Here is a 20,890-nt window from a genome sequence, read left to right as displayed (position 1 = left end):
CCGTACGACGACCCGGACCCCCCTCCGGAGCGAGCCTCGAGACATCAACGAACGACCCGTCCGAACCGACTCGGGAGATGACTCGAGATGCAGACCCTGGCTCACTTCGCAGACGGCGGCCCCGGCCCGTGGATCCTGTTCTTCCCGCTGATCTGGGCGGCCGTGGTGATCGGCGGCATCGCGCTGCTGCGCCGCACGGTGTGGCGCGGACGCCGCGGCCCCTGGCGGCCCGCCACCGACGACAACTCGCCCCTCACGGTGCTCGGTCACCGCTTCGCCTCCGGCGAGATCGACGAGGACGAGTACTGGCGCCGACTGTCCGTCCTGGACGAGCAGTTCGGCCGGACCGGCAAGGGCGGTGCGGCATGACGACCACCACCGTCACCCGGTCCGCCGCCCGGGTCGTCGACGCCGTGAAGGTGTACGGCACCGGCGACACCAGCGTGAGGGCCCTGGACGGGGTGAGCGTCGACTTCCCGGTCGGCCGCTTCACCGCGATCATGGGGCCCTCGGGCTCCGGCAAGTCGACCTTGATGCACTGCGCGGCCGGCCTCGACACGCTCACCTCGGGCACCGCCCACATCGGCGAAACCGAGCTGAGCAGCCTCGACGACCGCCGCCTGACCCTCCTGCGCCGCGACCGCGTCGGCTTCGTCTTCCAGGCCTTCAACCTGGTGCCCACGCTGACCGTCGCGGAGAACATCACGCTGCCGCTGGACCTGGCGGGCGGCAAGGGCGACCGGGAGTGGATCGACGCGCTGATCGACGTCGTCGGCCTGCGCGACCGGCTCCACCACCGGCCCTCCGAGCTCTCCGGCGGCCAGCAGCAACGCGTCGCGGTGGCAAGGGCGTTCGCGGGGCAGCCGGACGTCGTCTTCGCCGACGAGCCGACCGGCAACCTCGACTCCCGCTCCGGCGGGGAGGTCCTCGGCCTGCTCGGCCGGGCGGTGCGCCACACGGCCCGCACGGTCGTCATGGTCACCCACGACCCCGTGGCCGCCGCCCACGCCGACGAGGTCGTCTTCCTCGCCGACGGGCGCCTGGTCGACCGTATGGAATCCCCTACCGCCGAAAAGGTCCTGGACCGCATGAAAGCCTTCGAGGTGCCCTCATGAGCGCCATGAACGCATCCGTGCGCCTGAGCTTGTCCTCCTTGCGCGCCCACAAGCGCCGCTTCGCCGGTACGTTCCTCGCAGTGTTCCTCGGCGTCGCCTTCCTCACCGGAACCCTCGTCATGGGCGACACGCTGCGCGCCGGCTTCGACACCATGTTCGGCAACGCGACCAGCGGCACGGACGCCGTCGTCCGCAGCGCCGACGCCATCACCACGCCCGGCGAGAGCGAGGGTGTGCGCGAACCCGTGGACACGGACCTGGTGACCACGATCGAGAAGGTCCCCGGCGTCGCGGCCGCCGCGCCCGACATCCAAGGCGCCGGCCAGCTCGTCGGCAGGAACGGCGACCCCATCGGCGGCCAGGGCCCGCCCACCCTCGCCGGCAACTGGATCGCCGACCCCGAGCTCAACGCGTACCAGCTCGCGGAGGGCCGCGCCCCGCAGAAGTCCGGCGAGGTGGTCATCGACCGCGGCACCGCCGAGCGCGGTGACCTGAACATCGGCGACACGACGACCCTGCGCACGCCCGACCCGGTCAAGGTGACCGTTGTCGGTCTCGCGACCTTCGGCGGCGAGGACGGCATGGCCCAGGTGACCTTCACCGGCATGACCCGGGCCGACGCCGAGAAGTACCTCACGGCCGGGCCCGGCGAGGCGGCGAGCATCCAGGTGCGGGCAGGCCCCGGCGTCACCCAGCAGGAGCTGGTCGACAAGCTGGACCCCGTACTCCCCAAGGGAGTCGAGGCCATCACCGGTCAGGAGTCGGCCGAGGAGAACACCGACATGATCTCCAGCCAGTTCCTGACCCTCTTCACCACCTTCCTCCTGGTCTTCTCCGGCGTCGCCCTCCTGGTGGCGACCTTCTCCATCCACAACACCTTCGCGATCGTCGTGGCCCAACGCACCCGCGAGAACGCCCTGTTGCGCGCCCTGGGTGCCTCACGCCGCCAGGTCACCGCGTCGACCCTCGTCGAGGCGACCGCCGTGGCCGTCACCGCGTCGCTGGCCGGCCTTGCGGGCGGCATCGGCATCGCGGCCGGCCTCCAGGCGCTGTTCCCGGCGATCGGATTCCCCTTCCCCGAGAGCCACTTGGTGATCAGCGCACTGTCCATGGCCCTGCCGCTCGCGGTCGGCGTCGTGGTCTGCCTCGGCTCCGCACTGCTGCCCGCCGCACGCGCAGGCCGCACCGCACCGCTGGCCGCCCTGCGCGAGACGGCCGTCGACACCTCCGCAGCCTCCCGCCTCCGCGCCGTCACCGGCCTGGGCCTGCTGGCCCTCGCGGTCGGCGTGACGCTCAGCGGCGTCCTGGTGACCCCGTCCCTCTGGCTGGCGGGTACCGGCGCCGTCCTGGCCCTGGCCGCCTTCGTGGCCCTCGGCCCGGTCGCCTCCACGACGGCCGTACGGATCCTCGGCGGCCCCCTCGACCGCCTGCGCGGCGTCACCGGCGGCCTCGCCCGCCGCAACGCCCTGCGCAGCCCGAAGCGGACGGCCGCCACCACAGGCGCCCTGATGATCGGCGTGGCCGTCGTCTCCCTCTTCACAGTGTTCGGCGCCTCCCTGAAGGCGACGATGGACCAGACCGTGTCCAGGTCCTTCGCGGGCGACGTGGCCGTCAGCACCCCGTCGTTCGGCGCGGGCGGCAGCGGCCTGAGCCCGCGCCTCGCCGACGCCGTCCAGCGGCTGCCCGAGGTGGACACGGCCGTCGGCCTCGGCCGCGGGGTCGCCGAAGTCGACGGCAAGGGACGCGCGCTGACGGTCACCGACCCGGTCGCCCTGGAACGCACCTTCGACCTCGGCAACGTCCGAGGCTCCCTGCGCGACCTCGGCACGGACGGCATCGCCATCACCGAGAAGGAGGCCGACAAGCAGCACCTGACCACCGGCGACACGACCCAGCTCACCTTCACCGACGGCCGGCAGCAGACCTTCACGGTCCGCGCGGTCTACGGCCAGTCCGAACTCGCCGGCGACTACGTCATCACCCGCGACGCCTGGGCCCCGCACCGCACCCAGGACGCCGACACCCTGCTAGCCGTCTCCTTCAAGGACGGCGTGAGCACGGAGGCGGGCCAGGCGGCGGTGGAGAAGGTCGCAGGCCAGTACGGCAACCCCGAGGTGCAGACCCGCGACGAGTACGCGCAGTCCTCGGCAGGCGGCATCGACATGATGCTGACGCTCGTCTACGCACTGCTCGCCCTCGCGGTCCTCATCGCGCTCCTCGGCATCGCCAACACCCTCACCCTGGCGATCCACGAGCGCACCCGCGAACTGGGCCTGCTGAGGGCCGTGGGCCAGACGCGCTCCCAACTGCGCGCGATGGTCCGCTGGGAGTCGGTCCTGGTGGCCGCCTTCGGCACGGTCGGCGGCCTCACCCTCGGCGCCTTCCTCGGCTGGGTCCTGGTCAAGGCCTCCGACGGCGCGAGCGACAGCACCTTCGCGTTCGCGATGCCGCCCCTGCAACTGGCGGTGGTGGCACTGGTCGGCCTCACGGCCGGAGCCCTGGCGGGCCTACGCCCGGCGCGCAGGGCGGCACGCCTGGACGTACTGCGGGCGATCGCCACCGAGTGACGCCCCCGGGCAGAAGGACCTTCACAACAGACGGCCGGCCGACGGCCAACAAGGCCAACGGCAAGGGCCCACCAACCTCACTGGGCCGACGACACCGGCTGAGGCGCCCCGCAGGCGACCGAACCACCAGAGGTGCCTCAGCCGACGACGGCCGTCCGGGCGGGTGCGGGTTCGGGCCTGTGCAGGTCGACCCGCGAACCGACCTCCACGAACCGGCGCGCGGCCTTCTCCACGGTCGTCCGCCGGGGCGGACGCGCGACCGCGGCCCGAGTGGCCGAGGGCGTCGGAAGGGTGAACCACACGACCTTCCCGGCGTCCCCGTCCGGCCGCACGCCCCAGCTCTCGCTGACCGCCGCCACCATCGCGAGTCCGCGCCCGCAGGTGGCGAGCGTGTCGACGCCCTCGACGTCCGCCACGACCGGCAGTCGCGGGTCATGGTCGCGCACCGAGACCGTCAGCCGGTCCAGCAGCAGCTCGATCTCGACGGTGCACGTCTTGTCCGGCTGGGCGTGCTGGTGGACGTTGGTCAACAGCTCGGTCACACCGAGCGCGGCGCGGTCTATCAAGGGATCCAGATGCCAGTAGCGCAACTGCGCCGATACGATTCTGCGGACCTGGCCGATCCGCGACGGCAGGGCTTGGAGCTCCACCGTGCAGTGCCTGCTTGGGTAACTGATCACGGCTGCGACTCCCCGACTGAAGAGGTCCGGAAGAACACGGAGTACGGATCCAGCAGGGTGCTTGATGGAAACGGCCGCCTGCTGTCATGACCGGCGGGCTGGTTCGCAGCGTTATCGCCGGTAAACCCAGAGTGACGTGAGACCAGAGTGACGCAGGGGTTGCGGTAACGCAACTCGCGGTGACTCAGCCCTTACGTCCCGCAGCCTTCCGTACGGCCTCTATGAACCGGCGCGCCGCGGGGGGACCAGGCTCTCCCGGCGCGGGGTCGTGATCGCCCAGGGTCAGTGAGTAGCGCTTGCCGTTGAGGTCCGCCAACGCCCGGTCGTCCGGCGAGAACCAGGGCTTGGACGCCCGTACCGCTTGCACGGGTGCGCTGTCGATCTCGCTGCCGTAGCTGGTGAGCAGTTGCACCCTGCCGTCGCTGATCCGCACCTGCCCGGCCCGGGTCAGCGAGCGCAGCCGCTTCCCGATCCGCACGCCCGTGGCCCTGAACTCCGCCTCCGCCATGCCCCGCCCCCTTAGTGCGCGTCGGTGTGCCGGCTCGTCCTGGGTGGGTGTGGCCGGCCCTGGTCGTGATCCAGTGTGCCCCCCGTTCGGGATCGCCGTCCCTTCCGGTGCAGTCTGCCCTCGTCCCGCGCCGAGCACCAGTACGCACGTCACGCCTGACCGGGGGCACTCGGAGCACTCGCGCGAATGCGCCCCCACGGGCCCCGTGAGACCGATGGCCCAGGGGTGCCTTTGAGCCTCTCAAAGATGTGTTTATGCAGGTGAGAAGCGTGCGGAAGATGTTTATGCTCGAAGCGACGGCCACGCGATCCGCCGTGGCCGAACAGCACGAGGAGCAGCGCCGTGAGCACCATCCAGCAGACCCCGTCCGGCGTGACCCTCGACGTCGACCACAGCGACGCCGCCTACCGCGTCTGGCTGAAAGAAGCCGTGCGCAAGGTCCAGGCCGACGCCAACCGATCGGCCGACACACACTTGCTGCGCTTCCCGCTGCCGGAGCACTGGGGCATCGACCTGTACCTGAAGGACGAGTCGACCCACCCGACCGGCAGCCTCAAGCACCGCCTGGCCCGTTCGCTCTTCCTCTACGGCCTGTGCAATGGCTGGATCCGGCCGGGTCGCCCCGTGATCGAGGCGTCCAGCGGTTCTACGGCCGTCTCCGAGGCGTACTTCGCGAAGCTGATCGGCGTGCCCTTCATCGCGGTCATGCCGCGCACGACGAGCGCCGAGAAGTGCCGCCTGATCGAGTTCCACGGCGGCCGGTGCCACTTCGTGGACGACTCGCGCAAGATGTACGAGGAGTCCGCCCGCCTCGCGGTGGAGACCGGCGGCCACTACATGGACCAGTTCACCTACGCCGAACGGGCCACGGACTGGCGCGGCAACAACAACATCGCCGAATCCATCTTCCGCCAGCTGGAGTTGGAGCGGTTCCCGGAGCCCGCGTGGATCGTCGCCACGGCCGGCACCGGCGGCACCTCCGCGACCATCGCGCGGTATGTCCACTACATGCAGCACGACACCCGCATCTGTGTCGCCGATCCGGAGAATTCGTGCTTCTTCGAGGGCTGGACCACCGGCGATTCGGACGTCACCTGCGGCCGCGGCTCCCGCATCGAGGGCATCGGCCGACCGCGTATGGAGCCGAGCTTCGTGCCCGGCGCCATCGACCGGATGATGAAGGTGCCGGACGCGGCGAGTGTGGCCGCCGTACGGGCGCTGGAGCAGGGCATCGGACGCAAGGCGGGCGGCTCGACGGGCACCGGCCTGTGGAGCGCGCTGAAGATCGTCGCCGAGATGGTGGCCGAGGGACGGCGGGGGAGCGTGGTGACGCTGCTGTGCGACCCGGGGGACCGGTACCTCGACAAGTACTACTCGGACGCGTGGCTGGCCGAGCAGGGCCTGGACATCGCACCGTACGCGGCGGCCATCGAGCAGCTGCTGGCCACGGGCGTCTGGCCCGAGTGACCGACGCAGACCAGGCGAGCGGCGAAGCCTAGGGCGCCGCGGACGCCAGCCGTCGGTCCAGCGCGGTCACCGCGTCCCGGAACGCCCTGCCGAGGCCGGGCCGCGCGAGGCCGAGGGTGAACCGGAAGGGTGCCGTGCCGTCCACCGCGAAGGTCCATTGCACGCGCGTGCCCGTCCCCGCGGGGGCGAGCCGCCACTCCTCGACCATGGCCCGCGCCCCCGGCGCGTTGGTGACGTCGATGCGGTAGGCGTACACCTCGGGGCTCTTCGCCACGAGGATCGTCTCCTCGAAACGCGTACCGCCCCTGAGCCGGATCTCGCGCCGGGCTCCGTCGTCGAGCGGCCGGGCCAGCGTCACCGCCGAGAACCACTCCGTCCAGCCCGGCACGTCCTCGGCCAGCGCGTGGTGGACCGTCTCCGGGGCAGCGGTGATCTCCCGTGCGAAGACGTGCCGTACGGGTGCGGACTCGACGAAGTCGAGCCCCACCTCTCGCAGCAGGTGAGCCATGGACGAAACCCCCTATGCCGACGCTGCACCGGGCAGCGTCACCATAGCTGGCGCCCCGTCAGATGTCTGCACGGCGAGATGCCGCCGACCTCAGAGGTCCGCACCCTCGTCGGGCTCGCCCGCGACCACCAGCCGCAGATGCTCCGCGATCTCCGAGCGCGCCTCGGTCTCGAGACCGGCGTCCGTGACCAGCGTGTCGACCTGCTCCAGCGCCGCGAACGAACTCAGCCCCACCACGCCCCACTTGGTGTGGTCGGCGACCACCACGACCCGGCGCGCCGACTGCACCAGACGACGGTTGGTCTCGGCCTCCGCGAGGTTCGGCGTGGACAGGCCGGCCTCGACCGATATCCCGTGCACACCGAGGAACAGCACGTCGAAGTGGAGCGCCGCGATCGCCTGGTCGGCCACCGGCCCCACCAGCGAGTCGGACGGCGTGCGCACCCCGCCGGTCAGCACGACCGTGGCCGCGCCCTGCCGGGGGCCCGACGTGCGCTGCGCGGCGTGGAAGACGTCGGCCACCCGCACCGAGTTCGTGACCACCGTGAGGTCGGGCACGTCGACCAGCTGGTGGGCCAGCGCGTACGTCGTCGTACCGCCCGACAGCGCGATCGCGGAGCCCGGCGCGACCAGCTCGGCCGCCGCCCGCGCGATGTCCTCCTTGGCCGTCAGCTCCAGACCCGACTTGGCCTCGAAGCCCGGCTCGTGCGTGCTCGCCTCGACCACCGGGACCGCACCGCCGTGCACCTTCTCCAGCACGCCCTGCCGGGCCAGCGCGTCGAGATCGCGCCGCACCGTCATGTCCGAAACGCCGAGCTTTCGCGTCAGCTCGTTGACGCGCACCCCGCCTCGGCGCCGTACCTCGTCCAGGATCAGGGCGCGCCGCTGCTCCGCGAGGAGGTTCTGATTCTCGCTCACGTACGCTCCGGTCCTTTCGCCTGTGCCGTTCGACATGCCCTGCGCACCTGCTCTGATGAGGACATTCTCGCCCCTCCCGGTGCGCGGGACGTCCCATACTCGCATGGGTCGGTACCGGTCGCGCCACTGGCTGTCACGACGCGCGCATGTCACTTTCGCATCGTGCGCTCCACCGTTCTTCACACGGATCGGGGAGATTCCGTGACGAGAGGTGTAAGAGACACCCTCCGGGGAGATCCTTGTGCCCGCACAGACAGAAGCCGACGGCTCGTCACGGGGGAAGTGCGAACAGTGGAACATGCTCAAGAACGTGCTGCGAGAAACGGGGCGGACCCGGCGACGGACGGTCCCGTCGAGGGGCCAGGGGGCGCCCGGATCGCCTTGGAACTCCTGGTCCACGGTGTCGGCGGCACCACACCGCAGGACATGCTCGACGATCCGCGAACGGTGCGGATCACCGGCGACGACACGGCCGCCGTCTTCCGCCGCACCGAGGATGTCGACGCCGAACACAGACCGGACGAATACCGGGGCAAACCGGTCCCCGAAGCCTACGTCTGGTGCAACCTCACCTCAGGAAACAGTGCCCGCGCCCTGTGGCTGCTGTTACTGCCGTTCATGGTCGTCAACCTCGCCCACTGGATGCGCCCCACCGCGCGGGACCGCGACCGTACGGTGCGCTTCTACGGCCTCCTCGTGCGGCTCGCGGGACTGACGCTGACGGTGCTGCTGGTCGCGGCCGCGTGCGAGGTCGCCCTGGACCTCACGGCCTGGCAGTGCGCGGGCACGCGCGCGTGCGCCGAGCGGCACAGCTGGCTGGGCTTCCTGTCGCCCGTCGTCTCGGACGGCAGCTGGTGGAGCCGCCCGGGCCGCAGGCTCGCCCTCGCCGCCGTGGTGCCGGCCGCGCTGACCGGCCTGCTGTGGTACCTCTCCCGCCGCACCTGGAGCGCGTACGAGTCCCAGCAGCCGATGTCCCGCGAGCCCGAGCCCGACGAGGAGTCCGGCCGCACCTCCCTGGGCCGCCCCGGCTTCTGGTACGGCCGTCGCCTGGTCGCCCGGCTGCGCGCCGCGCACACCGCCGCCGGCCTGCTGACGGTCGCCGCGGCGGTGGGCTCGGCGGCGGCGCGCTTCGACCGCAGGCCCGGCGGACCCGCCCTCCTCGACACACTGGGATGGCTGCTCGAAGCGGCGATCGTCGCCGGGGCGGCCGTCGTGGTGTGGGTGGTCTGCCGCCGGGGCCGCAGCGAGAACCGCCTCGACCAGGAACTCGACGAGCATCTCGTACGACGCCTGCCGCTGGCCTCTCTCGTCCTGCTGGCGCTCGCCCTGGTGTACGCCGGGTGGGAGCGGCCGGGCTGGCAGTCGGCGGGCCGGCTGCCGGGCGACCCCACCTTCGGCGCCATCGCCTTCCTCCAGGGCCTGCTCGTCATCGTCCTCGCCGTCGTGGCCCACGTCTTGCACCGCACTAGTCCCGACCCGCGCGCCGCGATGCGCGGACTCGGCGGACCGGCCGTGGTGATGCTGGCCAGTGCCCTCGGCGGCGTGATGTCGGGCGGGGTCGCCCAGCGGGTGGCCGACTGGCTGGACGGAACGGGCACGTCCATGGCCGGCCCGCCCGTCCTGCTGACCTGGCAGGCGTCCGTCATCCCGCCGCTGCTGATCCTCCTGCTGCTGCTCTGCGGCGGGCTGGCACGGCGGGCCTGGCAGCTGCGCCGCACCGAGCTGGGCACGGTGGAGCTCGACTATGCGGGGGAGCCCCAGGACACGGCACGCACCCGCCGTATCGCGAGCACGCGCGCGATGGCCACGCTCACCGACCGCGCCCCCCTCTTCGTCGCCGTCACCGCTGCCGCCACCCTGCTCCTCGGCGCCGGAGCGCTGGTCGGCGCCCTGACGACCGACGAGACACCGAATGCGGCCGCCGACGAGACGTACGCCTTCGTCCACGGCGCCGCCGAGACGGCGCAGGCGCTGGGCTCCTGGCTGATCGGCGTCGGCTTCATACTCTTCGTCACCTGGGGCAGGCGCGCCTACAAGGACGCCTCCGCGCGGCGCACGATCGGCATCCTGTGGGACGTCGGCACCTTCTGGCCGCGCGCCGCGCACCCCTTCGCACCGCCCTGCTACGCCGAGCGCGCGGTACCCGACCTGACCTGGCGGATGGCGACCTGGACGCGCGCCGAGGACGGCCGCCGCCTCGTCATCTCAGGGCACTCCCAGGGCAGCGTGCTCGCGGCCGCGGCGGCCTGGCAGCTGACACCGGCCGACCGCAAGCGGGTCGCGCTCCTGACCTACGGCTCCCCGCTGGAACGCCTCTACGGCCGTTGGTTCCCGGCCCACTTCGGCCCGGCCGCGCTCAGCTCCCTGCACGCCGAGGTCGACTGCTGGCGCAACCTGTACCGGCTCACCGACCCCATCGGCGGCCCGGTCCGCCTGCCCGGCGACTGCGGCCCCGCGGTGGACCGCGAGGCCCTCAAGGACCCCCTGGCGTACGGCCGTACACCCGAACACCCCTTGCCGGCTCCGATCCTCGGCCACAGCGACTACCAGGCGGACCTGGCGTTCGCGGAAGAACGGGAGCGACTGCTGGCACGGCTGCGTCCGGAGGTGCCGGCGCAGAGGCCGGAGACCGTACCCGAGGGCTGATCCCACTGAAAATGAGGGCACCAGAAGGTGAGCTCTTCCTACAGGAGGTGCGGGCTCAAGGGCCGTCGTCGGGCGCGTTCGGTGCTGAGGGCTGTGTCGCGCGAACGTGGCTGGCCCGTACTCAGGGCAGTTCCGGCAGATCCTCCGCGTACAGCAGGGTCAGGTCGTCCGTGCTCGGCTCGTCGAGCTGGGCGACCCGGCTCGCGTGTCGCTCCACCATCGCCTCGAAGGTCTGGCGTGCCGTACGGCCGTTGCCGAACGCCGGGCCCTTGGGGATCGCCGTGAAGTACTTCAACAGGGCCTCGGCGAGGCCCGGGCCGAGGCGGTACTCGTGCTCCTCGGCCTGCTGCTCCACGATCCGCAGCAGCTCGTCGGGGCCGTAGTCACTGAAGGTGATGGTCCGTGAGAAGCGGGACGCCACACCCGGGTTGACCGAGAGGAAGCGCTCCATCTCGGCCGTGTAGCCGGCCACGATCACCACGACCGCGTCCCGGTGGTCCTCCATCAGCTTCACCAGCGTGTCGATGGCCTCCTTGCCGAAGTCCCGGCCCGAGTCCTCCGGCGACAGCGCGTACGCCTCGTCGATGAACAGCACACCGCCACGCGCCTTGTCGAAGGCCTCCTGCGTGCGGATCGCCGTGGAGCCGATGTGCTCGCCGACCAGGTCGACGCGGGACACCTCGACCAGGTGGCCCTTTTCCAGGACACCGAGGGAGGCGAGGATCTCGCCGTAGAGGCGGGCGACCGTCGTCTTGCCGGTGCCGGGGGAGCCGGTGAAGACCAGGTGCCGCTTGACCGACGCGGCCTTCAGACCCGCCTGCTGGCGGCGCCGGCCCACCTCGATCATGTCGGTGAGGGCGCGGACCTCGCGCTTGACGCTCTCCAGGCCCACCAGCGCGTCCAGTTCACCGAGGACGGCCTTGGACGTCCGCGCCGGCTGCTCGGGCTCCGAGGCGGCGATCAACGGCTCCTGCTCGGTGCTGCGCTGGCCGGGGATGGCGCCGAGGAGCCCGGGGGACTGGCGCACCGTCTGTACGGCGGGCTCCGGCGCCGGGGGCGGCTGCCTGAGGCCCGCGCTCTCGTCGCTGGTGCAGTCCTCCACGTCGGGGCCCACCCCGGAAGCCGCGTCCGGGCCACCGTCCGCGAACTCGTAACCGCCGCGCGCGCACCGCTCCGTGCGGCACTTCTTCAGCGTCGTACGGCAGCCGTCGATCACATGGAAGCCGTAGCCGGCGCTGCCCCTCACCCGGCAGTTCAGGAAGGTGCCGCGGCCGCCCGCAGAGACGTAGAACCCTGCCTCCGCGGGGGAGTCGACGGTGCAGCGCTCGATGGTGGGGTCGGCGCCCTTGGTGACGATCACGCCGGTCTGGGTGCCGTCCAGGGTGCAGTTGTTGAGAGTGCCGCCGCTGCCGTGGTCCCGGAACCAGGCGCCCGTCGCCGCGTCCCGGATACGGCAGTCGTCGAGCTGGGCGGTGGCGCCGTCGCTCACCGACACGGCGGTGTTGCGCACCTGGGACAGGTCGCTGTCGACCACGTCCGCGCGGGAGCCGCGGTCGAGGACGAACAGGGCGTCCGGCACGTCGTGCACCCGGCAGGATTCCAGTACCGCGGTGGCGCCGTCGCTGACCCACACCGCCGGATAGTCGCCCGTGCTGTCGAAGATCTCGCACTGATTGGCGTCCACGCGCGTGCCCGGATCCCACACCGACAGGCCGTTGCGCCCGAACTGACGCACCGTCGTGCGGGTCAGGGTGAGCACGGAGCGGGAGCGCAGGTCGACCGCGTTCTCCGGGATGTCGTGGATACGGCAGTCGGCCAGCGTCAGCACGGCGTCCGTGTCGAGCGTGATGCCGTCGGCGGTGGTGCGGTGCACATCGCAGTCGGTGAGGTGGGCGGTGGCCCGGCCGGTGACCTGGACGCCGGAGCCCCTGACCTCGTAGACCTCGCAACCCACCGCTTCCAGCGCGGAGTTCTCCCCCGTAGCCGTCAGCCCCGAGCCCGAGGCGTGGTGGACCCGGCAGCGCTCCAGACGGGGGTGCGCCCCGCCGCGCACGGCGATGCCCGCCTGGCCTGCCGCGACGACCTCGCACTCCTCGAACACCCCGCCCCCGCCGTCGAGTACGGCGATGCCGATGCCCGCGGGATTGTCGACGGTGCAGCGGCGCACGGTCGGGCGCGCGCCGCCACGCACCTCGATCCCGGCCGCGGACCGCGTGACGACCCGGACGTCCGACAGCTCCGGGGCGCCCTCCTCGACGAGCAGCGCGGGCGCCGCCGCGTCTTGGCCCTCCACATGCAGGTCCTGGACCACTGCAGAGGCGCGTACCGTCAGCGGCACACCGTCGAGCGGCGCGATGCGTACGGAGCCCGGAGAGCCCTCGGGGCCGCGCAGGGTCACCGCCCGCTGGACGACGAGGTTCTCCCGGTAGGTGCCGGGCGCGACGGTGAGGACGTCACCGTCGGCCGCGGCTTCCAGGGCGGCCGCGAGCGATGCGTACTCACCCGTGCGGCGCCGCCACCGCGATGTGCCGGTGTGCGTCACCTGGACCGTGCCCTGTGCCATGGCGTTGATGTGCCCCCACCTCGAAGTACGCGGGTTTTGCTGCCGAAGAGTTCGGCCGGTCCACCGTAGCGTGCGCGCGGGCGGTGGGTTGACCAGAGCCGGAAGGCCGTCAGCTGCCGGTGCCGGTCCGGCCCCAGTCCGGACCCGCCTTGTCCCACGCCTGGTCCCAACGCGCGTACCGGTGACGGACCATGCGCCAGACGACCAGCCGTCTGCCGGCCTCGACAAGGCCTGCGGCGAGCAGGGCCGCGCCGAATCCGGCGAGCACGGCGTGCGTCGCCGCCGTCGCGGGGTCCAACGGGCGGGCGACCGTGTGGCCCTGCTGGTCCGTCCATATCGTGAAGCGGTCGCCGGGCTGTGGGGTCTCGAGGTTCGCCATGACCGAACCCTGGTGCACGCTGCCGTCCGGCGCGGTCCAGTCGGCCACGACCCTGCTACGCATGTTCCGCCCGGTGGCGGCTTCGGGGTCCGCGTCCAGCGGGGAGCCTTCCACCTTGCGGACCACGGTCGCCGTCACCAGGTGCCGGGAGGCGCGCTGCTCGCGGACGGACTTCTGCAGGGCACCTTGGGCGAGGCCGCCGACCAGGGAGCCGGCAAAGGGCGTGACGACCACGATCAGCAGTAACGCCGCGAGGGCGACCCAGGCCTCGGCCAGGTCGGTCGCACGGCGCAGCGGATTGTGTCGCCAGCGCCAGAGTCCGCTGATCGCCCGCATCGTCCGCACACCCCCTTCCCGCTCCGTGATAACCCCTCACCGAGCCGTTCACGCGCGGCCCCCGCCGAAGAGAGAGCGAAATCACCTGCCTCCGGGACCTCTCATGAACTTCTCACGAAAAGCCCAACGCGCGGGCACCCGGCCCCGGTTCCCGCGCATTGCCGCTCCACGAGATCCTTCTCAGTCGAGGATCGTGACCGGATCGCCGACCCGGATCGTGCCGCGGGAAAGGGGCACCAGGTTCTGGCCGAAGACCAGCTTGCCGCCCAGGCGGCGGTGCCGGCCGAGGGTGTGCAGGGGCTCCCTGCCGCGCTCGGCGGTGGCCTGGTCGGTGGTGGTCACCACGCACCGCCCGCATTGCTTGGGAACACGGAAGGTCACCTCGCCGATGGCGATGCGCGACCAGTCGTCCTCGGCCCACGCAGCGGTGCCCGACACGACCACGTTAGGCCGGAAGCGGTTCATGGGCAGCGGACCCTCCTGCGCGTGATCACCCTGCGCGATGAGGGAGTTGAGAGCGTCGAGGGACGCTGTGGTGGTGAGCAGCAGCGGGTAGCCGTCGGCGAAGCTGACCGTCTCGCCCGGCAGGGCGTACTCCGGATCGACGGGCCGGCGCGTGCCGGGGTCGTCCATGAACGCGAGGCGCACATCGGCGCCGAGATGAGCGCTGCACCAGGCATGGGCGGCATCGTCCTCGGCGAGGACCGCCTCGACCTTGTCGCGGAAGATCTCCACCGGCACCGTGCCGACCGCCCGCGGCACCGGCACGGTCAGTGGGTCCGTGCCGGGCGCGGACAACCGGACACCGCCGCCGGGCAGCAGCTCGGCGGCGGCCAGCGCGAGGCGCGGTTGCTGGCGCTGGGTAACGACCTTTCCCCCGTCGTCGATCAGCACCCAGCGTCGATCTCCGGCCAGCCCCCAGGGCTCCACGACGGCCTCCCGGGGCGCTGTGCCCCGGAACGCCTTGACCGGATGAACGTGAATCGACTGCAGCTGTGCGTGCCCCATACGGCCATCGTGCCAGGTGGCGCCGACAGCCCGGGGAACGGGTCAGTAGCCGCGGTACTGCTGGTTGTTGTACGGGTCCTGGTAAGGAGCCGGGGCGGGGCGGGGAGCCGCGGGGCGCATCGCCTCGTAGCCCATGCCGCCGGGCGCCACCGGCCGAGGCTGCTGAGCCTGCGGACCCGGATAGCCACGCGGCGCGGCCGCCTGCTGCGGGATGTACGCCGCGGGCGCCTGCTGCAGCGGAGCGGGCTGCTGAACCTGCGGATAACCGTAGGAGGGCTGAGACGGGGCCGCCGGGAGGGCGGGCAGCGCGGACGGCAGCGCGGGCAGATTGCTGCCCGGCGTGTCGTACGCGGCAGGGACCCGGATCGGGGCGATCTGCGGGGTGCCCCGCTCGGCCACGAGTGAGTCGTAGATCGGGGTGTCCGGGAAGGAGGCGGAGTAGTAGCCGCCGCCATAGGTGGAGCGGGGGGAGGTCATGGCGCATACGTTAAGCCCACGATGTGCTGGTTGGGGAGACCGATAAGAGGGTTGTTTTATGTGTCCGCGGTGACGCCGGATCCCCAATGCGAGCGAACTTGGCAAAAAGGGACGCCAATCCGCGCCCGGATCGTGTAAATGCCGAGTTCCGGGCGGGTTACCAGGGGTTGGCCCCCGGTGTTCCTGTGGCCCCCATGGGAGTTCGTTGTCGCGGGGAATAGGTTGGCCCTGTAAAGAACCCAGTGAGCTGCCGGGACGTGCCTGGCGCGGTGACCCGTGATGGGGGCGGACATGTCAATGCCGAAAGGATCGAATGTTCCAGTGCCGACGGCCGCACTGAGGGTCGAATTGGGCTGGCGCTCCGGACCGGGCGTGCCCGACGTGGACGCCTCGGCGCTGTTGCTGGTCGGTGGAAAAGTGCGCTCCGACGGGGACTTCGTCTTCTACAACCAGCCGGTGCACTCATCCGACGCCGTGCGGCACGAGGGCAAGCGGGACGCCGGCGGCCAAGTGACCGACAGCCTCCTCGTCGACCTCGCGCGCGTGGAGCCCGCCATCGAGACCGTCATCCTCGCCGCCTCCGCGGACGGCGGTGCGTTCGGCCAGGTTCCGGACCTATACATCGAGGTCAAGGACGCCGCCCAGGGCACCGTCGTCGCGCGTTTCGACAGTGCGGGCGCCACCGTGGAAACCGCTTTCGTACTCGGTGAGTTCTACCGTCGCCAGGGCGCCTGGAAATTCCGGGCCGTCGGCCAGGGCTACAGCAGCGGCCTCGAGGGCCTCGCCACCGATTACGGCATCACGGTCGACGAACCCCAGCAGACAGCCCCCGCTCCGGCCCCCGTGGCCCCGCCGGTCACGCCCCCGCCTGTCGCGCCTCCAGTGACCATGGCGCCGCCCGCCATGCCGCCGGTCCCTCCGCCCGTTCCTCAGGCGCCGCCGGTCAGCCTGAGCAAGGTGACGCTCACCAAGGCCTCCCCCTCCGTCTCGCTGAACAAGCAGGGCGGCACCTCGGGCGCCATGCGCGTGAACCTCAACTGGCAGGTGCGCAAGCAGTTCTCGGGCTGGGCGAGCAAGCTGGGCCGCCCGGTCGCCATGCACAACGACCTCGACCTCGACCTGTGCGCCCTGTACGAGCTCACCGACGGCAGCAAGGGAGTCATCCAGTCCCTCGGCAACGCCTTCGGCGCCCTGCACCAGCCCCCGTACATGCACCTCGACGGCGACGACCGCACCGGTGCCGTGTCCAGTGGCGAGAACCTCACCATCAACCTCGACCACCAGCGGGACTTCCGGCGCATCCTGATCTTCGTGACCATCTACGAAGGAGCCCGTTCCTTCGCCGACCTGCACGCCACGGTCACCCTCACGCCGCAGCACGGCGCCCCGGTCGACTTCTCGCTCGACGAGTGCACGATCCCCTCGACGGTGTGCGCGCTCGCCCTGATCACCAACACCGGCAGCGACCTGGTCGTCCAGCGCGAGGCCCGCTACCTGGTGCCCGAGCGCGGCGTGAGCCCGCAGCGCACCGTCGACTATGCCTACGGGTGGGGCATGAACTGGACGCCCGGTCGCAAGTAGTCAGCCCTCATCCAGTCAGCCCTCGTCGGGCACCGTGTCCGGGCGCGTGTAGGTGCGGCCCTTCCAGGCCGCGCCGCGCCCCCGGTAGTGCTGCACCGCGGAATCGACCGTCATGAGGAGATAGAGGAACGCGGTGAACGGGAGCAGGGGAGCGAGCCACAGGGGCTGGCGGTAGTAGCGGAGCATCGGCGCGTACGTCCCTGTCATCACCAGCCACGCGATACCGCCGATGACCGCCGACGCCGGATGCCCGCAGGCCAGGCCTGCGACGACGGCCAGCGGCGGCACGAGATAGACGAGCGCGAGCCCGACAACCGTCCCGGCCAGCACCAGCGGGTTGTGCCGCAACTGCGCGTACGCGCTGCGCGACACCATCCGCCACAGGTCGCTCAGCCGCGGATACGGCCGCACGCTGTCCACCCGCTCGGCCAGCCCCAGCCAGATGTGGCCACCGCCGCCCTTGACGGCACGCGCGAGCGCCACGTCGTCGATGACGGCGTGCCGGATGGCGTCCGGAATCCGCGCCCGCTCGGCGGCCTCGGCGCGCAGCAGTACGCAGCCGCCCGCCGCGGCCGCCGTCCGCGTCCCCTTCTTACCGATCCGGCGGAACGGGTACAGCTGCGCGAAGAAGTACACGAACGCCGGTACGACCAGCCGCTCCCACAGGCTCTCCACCCGCAACCGGGCCATCTGGGAGACGACGTCGAATCCCCCCGTGCGCGCCGCCGCGACCTGCTCCTGCAGGCTGTCGGGCGCATGCGCGATGTCGGCATCCGTCAGCAGCAGGTACTCGGGATCACGCGCGCGTGCCAGGTCGATGCCGTGCCGCACCGCCCACAGCTTGCCGGTCCAGCCCGCGGGCGGCTCACCGGGGGAGGCCACGGTCAGCGGCAGCCCGCCGTGCCGCCGAGCGAGCTCGCGCGCCAGTTCTCCGGTGCCGTCCGAACTGCCGTCGTCGATCAGGAAGATCTCGGCGCGCCCCGGGTAGTCCTGGGCGAGCAGCGACGGCAGGCTGTCGGCCAGTACGGCGGCCTCGTCGCGCGCCGGTACGACGACGCAGACCGACGGCCACGCGTCGGGTTCCGTACGCCGCGGAAGTCTGACGTCCGTACGCCAGAAGAAGCCCTGGCAGAGCAGCAGCCACAGCCAGGCGGCGAGTGATCCGGCGGCAGTCCACGCGATGGCGCTCACGCGCGCAGTCTGCCCCACCGCAGGGGCCGGTAAGGGCCCATCGTCTATCGTGGCCGGGTGAAGATCGCGCTGATGGACTCCGGAATCGGCTTGCTCGCGGCCACCGCCGCGGTGCGACGGTTGCGACCCGACGCACATCTCGTGCTCTCCCTCGACCCCGACGGCATGCCCTGGGGCCCACGGACCACCGAGGACCTCACGCAGCGCGCCGTGGCCGTCGCGGACGCCGCCGCCGCGCACCGGCCCGACGCCCTGATCATCGGCTGCAACACCGCGACCGTGCACGCCCTGCCGACCCTGCGGGCCCGCCTCGAACCCGGCATACCCGTCATCGGCACGGTCCCGGCCATCAAGCCGGCCGCGGCCGGCGGCGGCCCCGTCGCGATCTGGGCCACGCCCGCCACCACCGGCAGCCCCTACCAGCGGGGCCTTATCGAGGACTTCGCCGACGGCGTGGCCGTCACCGAGGTGCCGTGCTTCGGGCTGGCCGAGGCGGTCGAGCACGCGGACGAGACGGCGATCGAGGCCGCCGTCGCCGCGGCCGCCTCCCTGACACCCAAGGACGTGACGACCGTCGTCCTGGGCTGCACGCACTACGAGCTCGTCGCCGAGCGCATCCGCGCCGCCGTCCAGCGCCCCGGCTTCCCGCCGCTCGTCCTGCACGGCTCCGCCGGCGCCGTCGCCGCCCAGGCGCTGCGCCGGCTCGGCGAGCAGCCGGCCCCCGCGGCCCAGGCGAACGGCACCCTGACTGTGCTGCTGAGCGGCCGCGAGGGCACGCTGCCCGTGCCCGCCCTCGCCTACGAGGAAGGGCGTCTTCTGCAGGAGATCAGCCCCGCGCGGTAACCGACGGTCACAAAACGGATGGCATCGGTCCGTCAGAAGCACCGGTCGGCGCAGTCACCCTGCGCAGCGCGGTACCAGCGCAGCGAAACCTGAGTAACCTCATAACCATGAGGGACCACCCCCACGGAGCGCAGCGGCACCCCGATGTCTGGACCGGGCGGGCGACCAACCGGGTCCAGTGGCTGCTGGCGCTCGTCGGTGCCGCTTGTATGGCGCTCGGGATCGAGTTGGCCATCGACTCGCCGTGGACGGACGGCGTCGCCCCGCTCGTCATGGCCGTCGTCGGCTGCATCGCGGCCGGGCTGCTGGTCCTCTTCGGCACTCTGGCGTTCGTGCATGTCGCTCTGAGGGTCGACCAGGAGTGCCTCGAGGTGCGCTGCGGCCACATCGGTGTGCCACGCCGCCGCATTCCGCTGTCCGAGGTCGCGGGCGCCGACTTCGTCGCCCACGTCACTCCGCGTCACTGGGGCGGCTGGGGCTACCGGTGGCGGCCCGAGAAGGGCACCGCGGTCGTCGTACGCCGTGGCGAGGGCTTGGTGCTTCGGCTGTGGGACGGCCACACGTTCACGATCACCGTGGACGACGCGGAGGTGGCCGTAAGGGTCATCAGGGACCGGCTGCCGACACGGACGCCCGGCACGGCGCACTGAGACCAAGGCCTGGCCGTCCCCGCGTGGGAGGCCTTCTCAGCCGTGCGTGGCGGGGGCTGTCGGAGCCATATGTGTGGGCCGCCCCCATCGCCGCACGCCGGGTCATGGGGTCAGCCGATCGCCACGCGCGCGTACGTCGATGTCGCGCTCCTGCGACCCATGGACGATCGGACGTGCCGTGGCCAGCCCCGCCAGCAGGCCGGCGCCCACCGACACCGCGGTGAAGCTGAGCGCGTTGCCGACCGCGGCGATGGCCGCCAGCGCCGTCAGGGCCGCGCCCGCGGTGAGGGCGACGGGAGTGGCGCGCGGGGTGCGCCACAGCGCGAACAGCATCCAGCAGAAGGCCGCCGCCAGCAGGATGACGCCGATCAATCCCTGTTCCGCCGCCTGTTGCAGGGGCGCCGAGTGCGGTTTGCCGTCGGACAGCAGCGTCCCGGTGGCCGTCGTGCTGAGCTCCCCGAAGCGTCCGGGGCCCACGCCCAGGGCGGGGTCCTGGCCGGCCAGGTGCAGGGCGTCGTGCCACAGCTGGATCCGGTGCCGCGTCAGCTGACCCGCGAGCCAGTCGGTGAGACCACCGGGCACCGCGTTCCCGGCGACCGCCCAGGTCAGGCCGGTGACGGAGGCGGCGGTCAGGGCCAGTCCCGCGATGCCCACGCCGCGATGGCGGAGGTGGCCGGCGGCGAGCGAGCACAGCACGACAGCAGTACAGGTGACGAAGCCCGAGGTCGAACCGAGGGCACCGGCCGTCACCGCGATGCCAGCGGCCAGCGCGCGCAGGCCCAGTCGCAGCGCCGGTGCCGAGGCGGCCCAGGCGGCGCAGCACGCGGCGCCGGCGGAGAGGGTCAGTACGGCGGCCGTGGCCCCGGCGTGGCCCAGCGGGGTGATGATCTGCGGCCCGGGGGCGAGGTGCGGTACGGCCAGCGTCAGACCCACTCCGGCCACCGCTCCGGCGCAGGGCGCGGCGACCGGCAGCAGCGCCCCGCCGATCCGCCCCGCGGCATAACCGGCGGCCACGGCGAGGATCGCGAGCAGCACACCCTCGGGGCGGCCGTCGTGCACGGCAGCAGAGATCAGCGACCAGGCGGCGCATGCCCCCAGCACGACCACGCCCGCCGCATCAGAAACGTTTCGTCTGTCGCCGTCCTCAACCGGACCTGCCGCAGACGTCATCCCCGTGACATCCACCCCGCCCCCCGAAACCCCGGTCCCCCGACCTGTGACGGGCCCCACCGTCCGGACCTGACCTGACCTGCCGGTACGACTGAGGCTCCGGCATACCGTAACGGCTGATGGCCGATTTGTGGACGTGTCGTGCAGGAACGATGCGTCACCTCAGGGTCAGGGAGTCGGCCGAGTGCTGCGGGGGCGGCGTCGGGGTCCGCGCGCGGAGGAGTGTCGGCCGATGACGTCGCGGTGGCGCCTTCCGCGCGGGACCGGGATCGCAGGGGACCTT

At 71.9% G+C, this 20,890-nt stretch carries 18 protein-coding genes; 8 read left to right on the top strand and 10 right to left on the bottom strand.

Features of this window, described 5'->3' with window-relative positions:
* Positions 1–87: 87 nt before the first annotated feature.
* From EHO50_RS12625 to EHO50_RS12615, 3 genes are read left to right on the top strand one after another with little or no spacing between them, the layout of a single operon-like run.
* Positions 88–369 carry an SHOCT domain-containing protein gene (locus EHO50_RS12625; protein WP_128429977.1) on the top strand — a complete coding sequence of 94 codons (282 nt, stop codon included), beginning with the start codon at positions 88–90 and terminating at the stop codon, positions 367–369.
* Positions 366–1,115 carry an ABC transporter ATP-binding protein gene (locus tag EHO50_RS12620; protein WP_128429976.1) on the top strand — a complete coding sequence of 250 codons (750 nt, stop codon included), beginning with the start codon at positions 366–368 and terminating at the stop codon, positions 1,113–1,115. Before EHO50_RS12625 ends, EHO50_RS12620 begins: the two co-directional genes overlap by 4 nt.
* A 5-nt stretch (positions 1,116–1,120) precedes the next feature.
* On the top strand, positions 1,121–3,682 hold the full coding sequence (locus EHO50_RS12615; protein WP_128430683.1) for an ABC transporter permease: 2,562 nt from the start codon (positions 1,121–1,123) through the stop codon (positions 3,680–3,682).
* 137 nt (positions 3,683–3,819) lie between these two features.
* Here EHO50_RS12615 and EHO50_RS12610 read toward each other — a convergent pair whose 3' ends face one another.
* Positions 3,820–4,362 carry an ATP-binding protein gene (locus EHO50_RS12610; protein WP_128429975.1) on the bottom strand — a complete coding sequence of 181 codons (543 nt, stop codon included), beginning with the start codon at positions 4,360–4,362 and terminating at the stop codon, positions 3,820–3,822.
* 184 nt (positions 4,363–4,546) lie between these two features.
* The gene (locus tag EHO50_RS12605) at positions 4,547–4,870 is read right to left on the bottom strand and encodes a hypothetical protein (RefSeq protein ID WP_128429974.1); all 324 of its coding nucleotides are present in this window, start codon (positions 4,868–4,870) and stop codon (positions 4,547–4,549) included.
* Positions 4,871–5,212: 342 nt separating this feature from the next.
* On the opposite strand from EHO50_RS12605, the gene cds1 reads away from it, so the two are divergent.
* Positions 5,213–6,337: an L-cysteine desulfhydrase Cds1 gene (cds1, locus tag EHO50_RS12600; RefSeq protein WP_128429973.1), complete on the top strand. Its 1,125-nt coding sequence runs from the start codon at positions 5,213–5,215 to the stop codon at positions 6,335–6,337.
* 28 nt (positions 6,338–6,365) lie between these two features.
* On the opposite strand, the gene EHO50_RS12595 is transcribed toward cds1, so the two are convergent.
* Complete coding sequence (locus EHO50_RS12595) at positions 6,366–6,845, bottom strand: SRPBCC family protein (protein ID WP_128429972.1); 480 nt, start codon at positions 6,843–6,845, stop codon at positions 6,366–6,368.
* Positions 6,846–6,935: 90 nt separating this feature from the next.
* On the bottom strand, positions 6,936–7,763 hold the full coding sequence (locus tag EHO50_RS12590) for a DeoR/GlpR family DNA-binding transcription regulator (RefSeq protein ID WP_128429971.1): 828 nt from the start codon (positions 7,761–7,763) through the stop codon (positions 6,936–6,938).
* A gap of 291 nt (positions 7,764–8,054) precedes the next feature.
* Between EHO50_RS12590 and EHO50_RS12585 the strand changes: the two genes are divergently transcribed.
* Positions 8,055–10,409: a hypothetical protein gene (locus EHO50_RS12585; protein WP_181449608.1), complete on the top strand. Its 2,355-nt coding sequence runs from the start codon at positions 8,055–8,057 to the stop codon at positions 10,407–10,409.
* Between the two features lie 121 nt (positions 10,410–10,530).
* Here the strand turns inward: EHO50_RS12585 and EHO50_RS12580 are convergent, their stop codons facing one another.
* The 4 genes from EHO50_RS12580 to EHO50_RS12565 all read right to left on the bottom strand — a co-directional run bounded on the left by EHO50_RS12580 (position 10,531) and on the right by EHO50_RS12565 (position 15,172).
* Complete coding sequence (locus EHO50_RS12580; RefSeq protein WP_164904825.1) at positions 10,531–12,972, bottom strand: right-handed parallel beta-helix repeat-containing protein; 2,442 nt, start codon at positions 12,970–12,972, stop codon at positions 10,531–10,533.
* Between the two features lie 109 nt (positions 12,973–13,081).
* On the bottom strand, positions 13,082–13,687 hold the full coding sequence (locus EHO50_RS12575) for an Rv1733c family protein (RefSeq protein ID WP_128429970.1): 606 nt from the start codon (positions 13,685–13,687) through the stop codon (positions 13,082–13,084).
* A gap of 180 nt (positions 13,688–13,867) precedes the next feature.
* The gene (locus tag EHO50_RS12570) at positions 13,868–14,695 is read right to left on the bottom strand and encodes an MOSC domain-containing protein (protein ID WP_128429969.1); all 828 of its coding nucleotides are present in this window, start codon (positions 14,693–14,695) and stop codon (positions 13,868–13,870) included.
* Between the two features lie 42 nt (positions 14,696–14,737).
* On the bottom strand, positions 14,738–15,172 hold the full coding sequence (locus EHO50_RS12565; protein ID WP_128429968.1) for a DUF6643 family protein: 435 nt from the start codon (positions 15,170–15,172) through the stop codon (positions 14,738–14,740).
* A 297-nt stretch (positions 15,173–15,469) separates the two neighbouring features.
* Here EHO50_RS12565 and EHO50_RS12560 point away from each other — a divergent pair, with 297 nt between their 5' ends.
* A complete protein-coding gene (locus EHO50_RS12560; protein ID WP_128429967.1) occupies positions 15,470–16,753 on the top strand; it encodes a TerD family protein in 1,284 nt (427 codons plus the stop codon).
* A gap of 15 nt (positions 16,754–16,768) precedes the next feature.
* Here EHO50_RS12560 and EHO50_RS12555 read toward each other — a convergent pair whose 3' ends face one another.
* Positions 16,769–17,944, bottom strand: a complete 1,176-nt coding sequence (locus EHO50_RS12555; RefSeq protein ID WP_246101125.1) for a glycosyltransferase — start codon at positions 17,942–17,944, stop codon at positions 16,769–16,771.
* 57 nt (positions 17,945–18,001) lie between these two features.
* Here EHO50_RS12555 and EHO50_RS12550 point away from each other — a divergent pair, with 57 nt between their 5' ends.
* The gene (locus EHO50_RS12550) at positions 18,002–18,787 is read left to right on the top strand and encodes a glutamate racemase (protein ID WP_128429965.1); all 786 of its coding nucleotides are present in this window, start codon (positions 18,002–18,004) and stop codon (positions 18,785–18,787) included.
* A gap of 107 nt (positions 18,788–18,894) precedes the next feature.
* Positions 18,895–19,437 (top strand): hypothetical protein, encoded by a 543-nt coding sequence (locus EHO50_RS12545; protein WP_128429964.1) that lies wholly within the window; start codon positions 18,895–18,897, stop codon positions 19,435–19,437.
* A 102-nt stretch (positions 19,438–19,539) separates the two neighbouring features.
* Here the strand turns inward: EHO50_RS12545 and EHO50_RS12540 are convergent, their stop codons facing one another.
* Positions 19,540–20,607 (bottom strand): O-antigen ligase family protein, encoded by a 1,068-nt coding sequence (locus EHO50_RS12540; RefSeq protein ID WP_128429963.1) that lies wholly within the window; start codon positions 20,605–20,607, stop codon positions 19,540–19,542.
* Positions 20,608–20,890: the final 283 nt, after the last annotated feature.

Origin of the sequence: Streptomyces cyaneus, from assembly GCF_004028635.1 — a bacterium.
Taxonomy (GTDB): domain Bacteria; phylum Actinomycetota; class Actinomycetes; order Streptomycetales; family Streptomycetaceae; genus Streptomyces; species Streptomyces cyaneus.
This window is presented reverse-complemented; position numbering and strand designations above follow the sequence as displayed.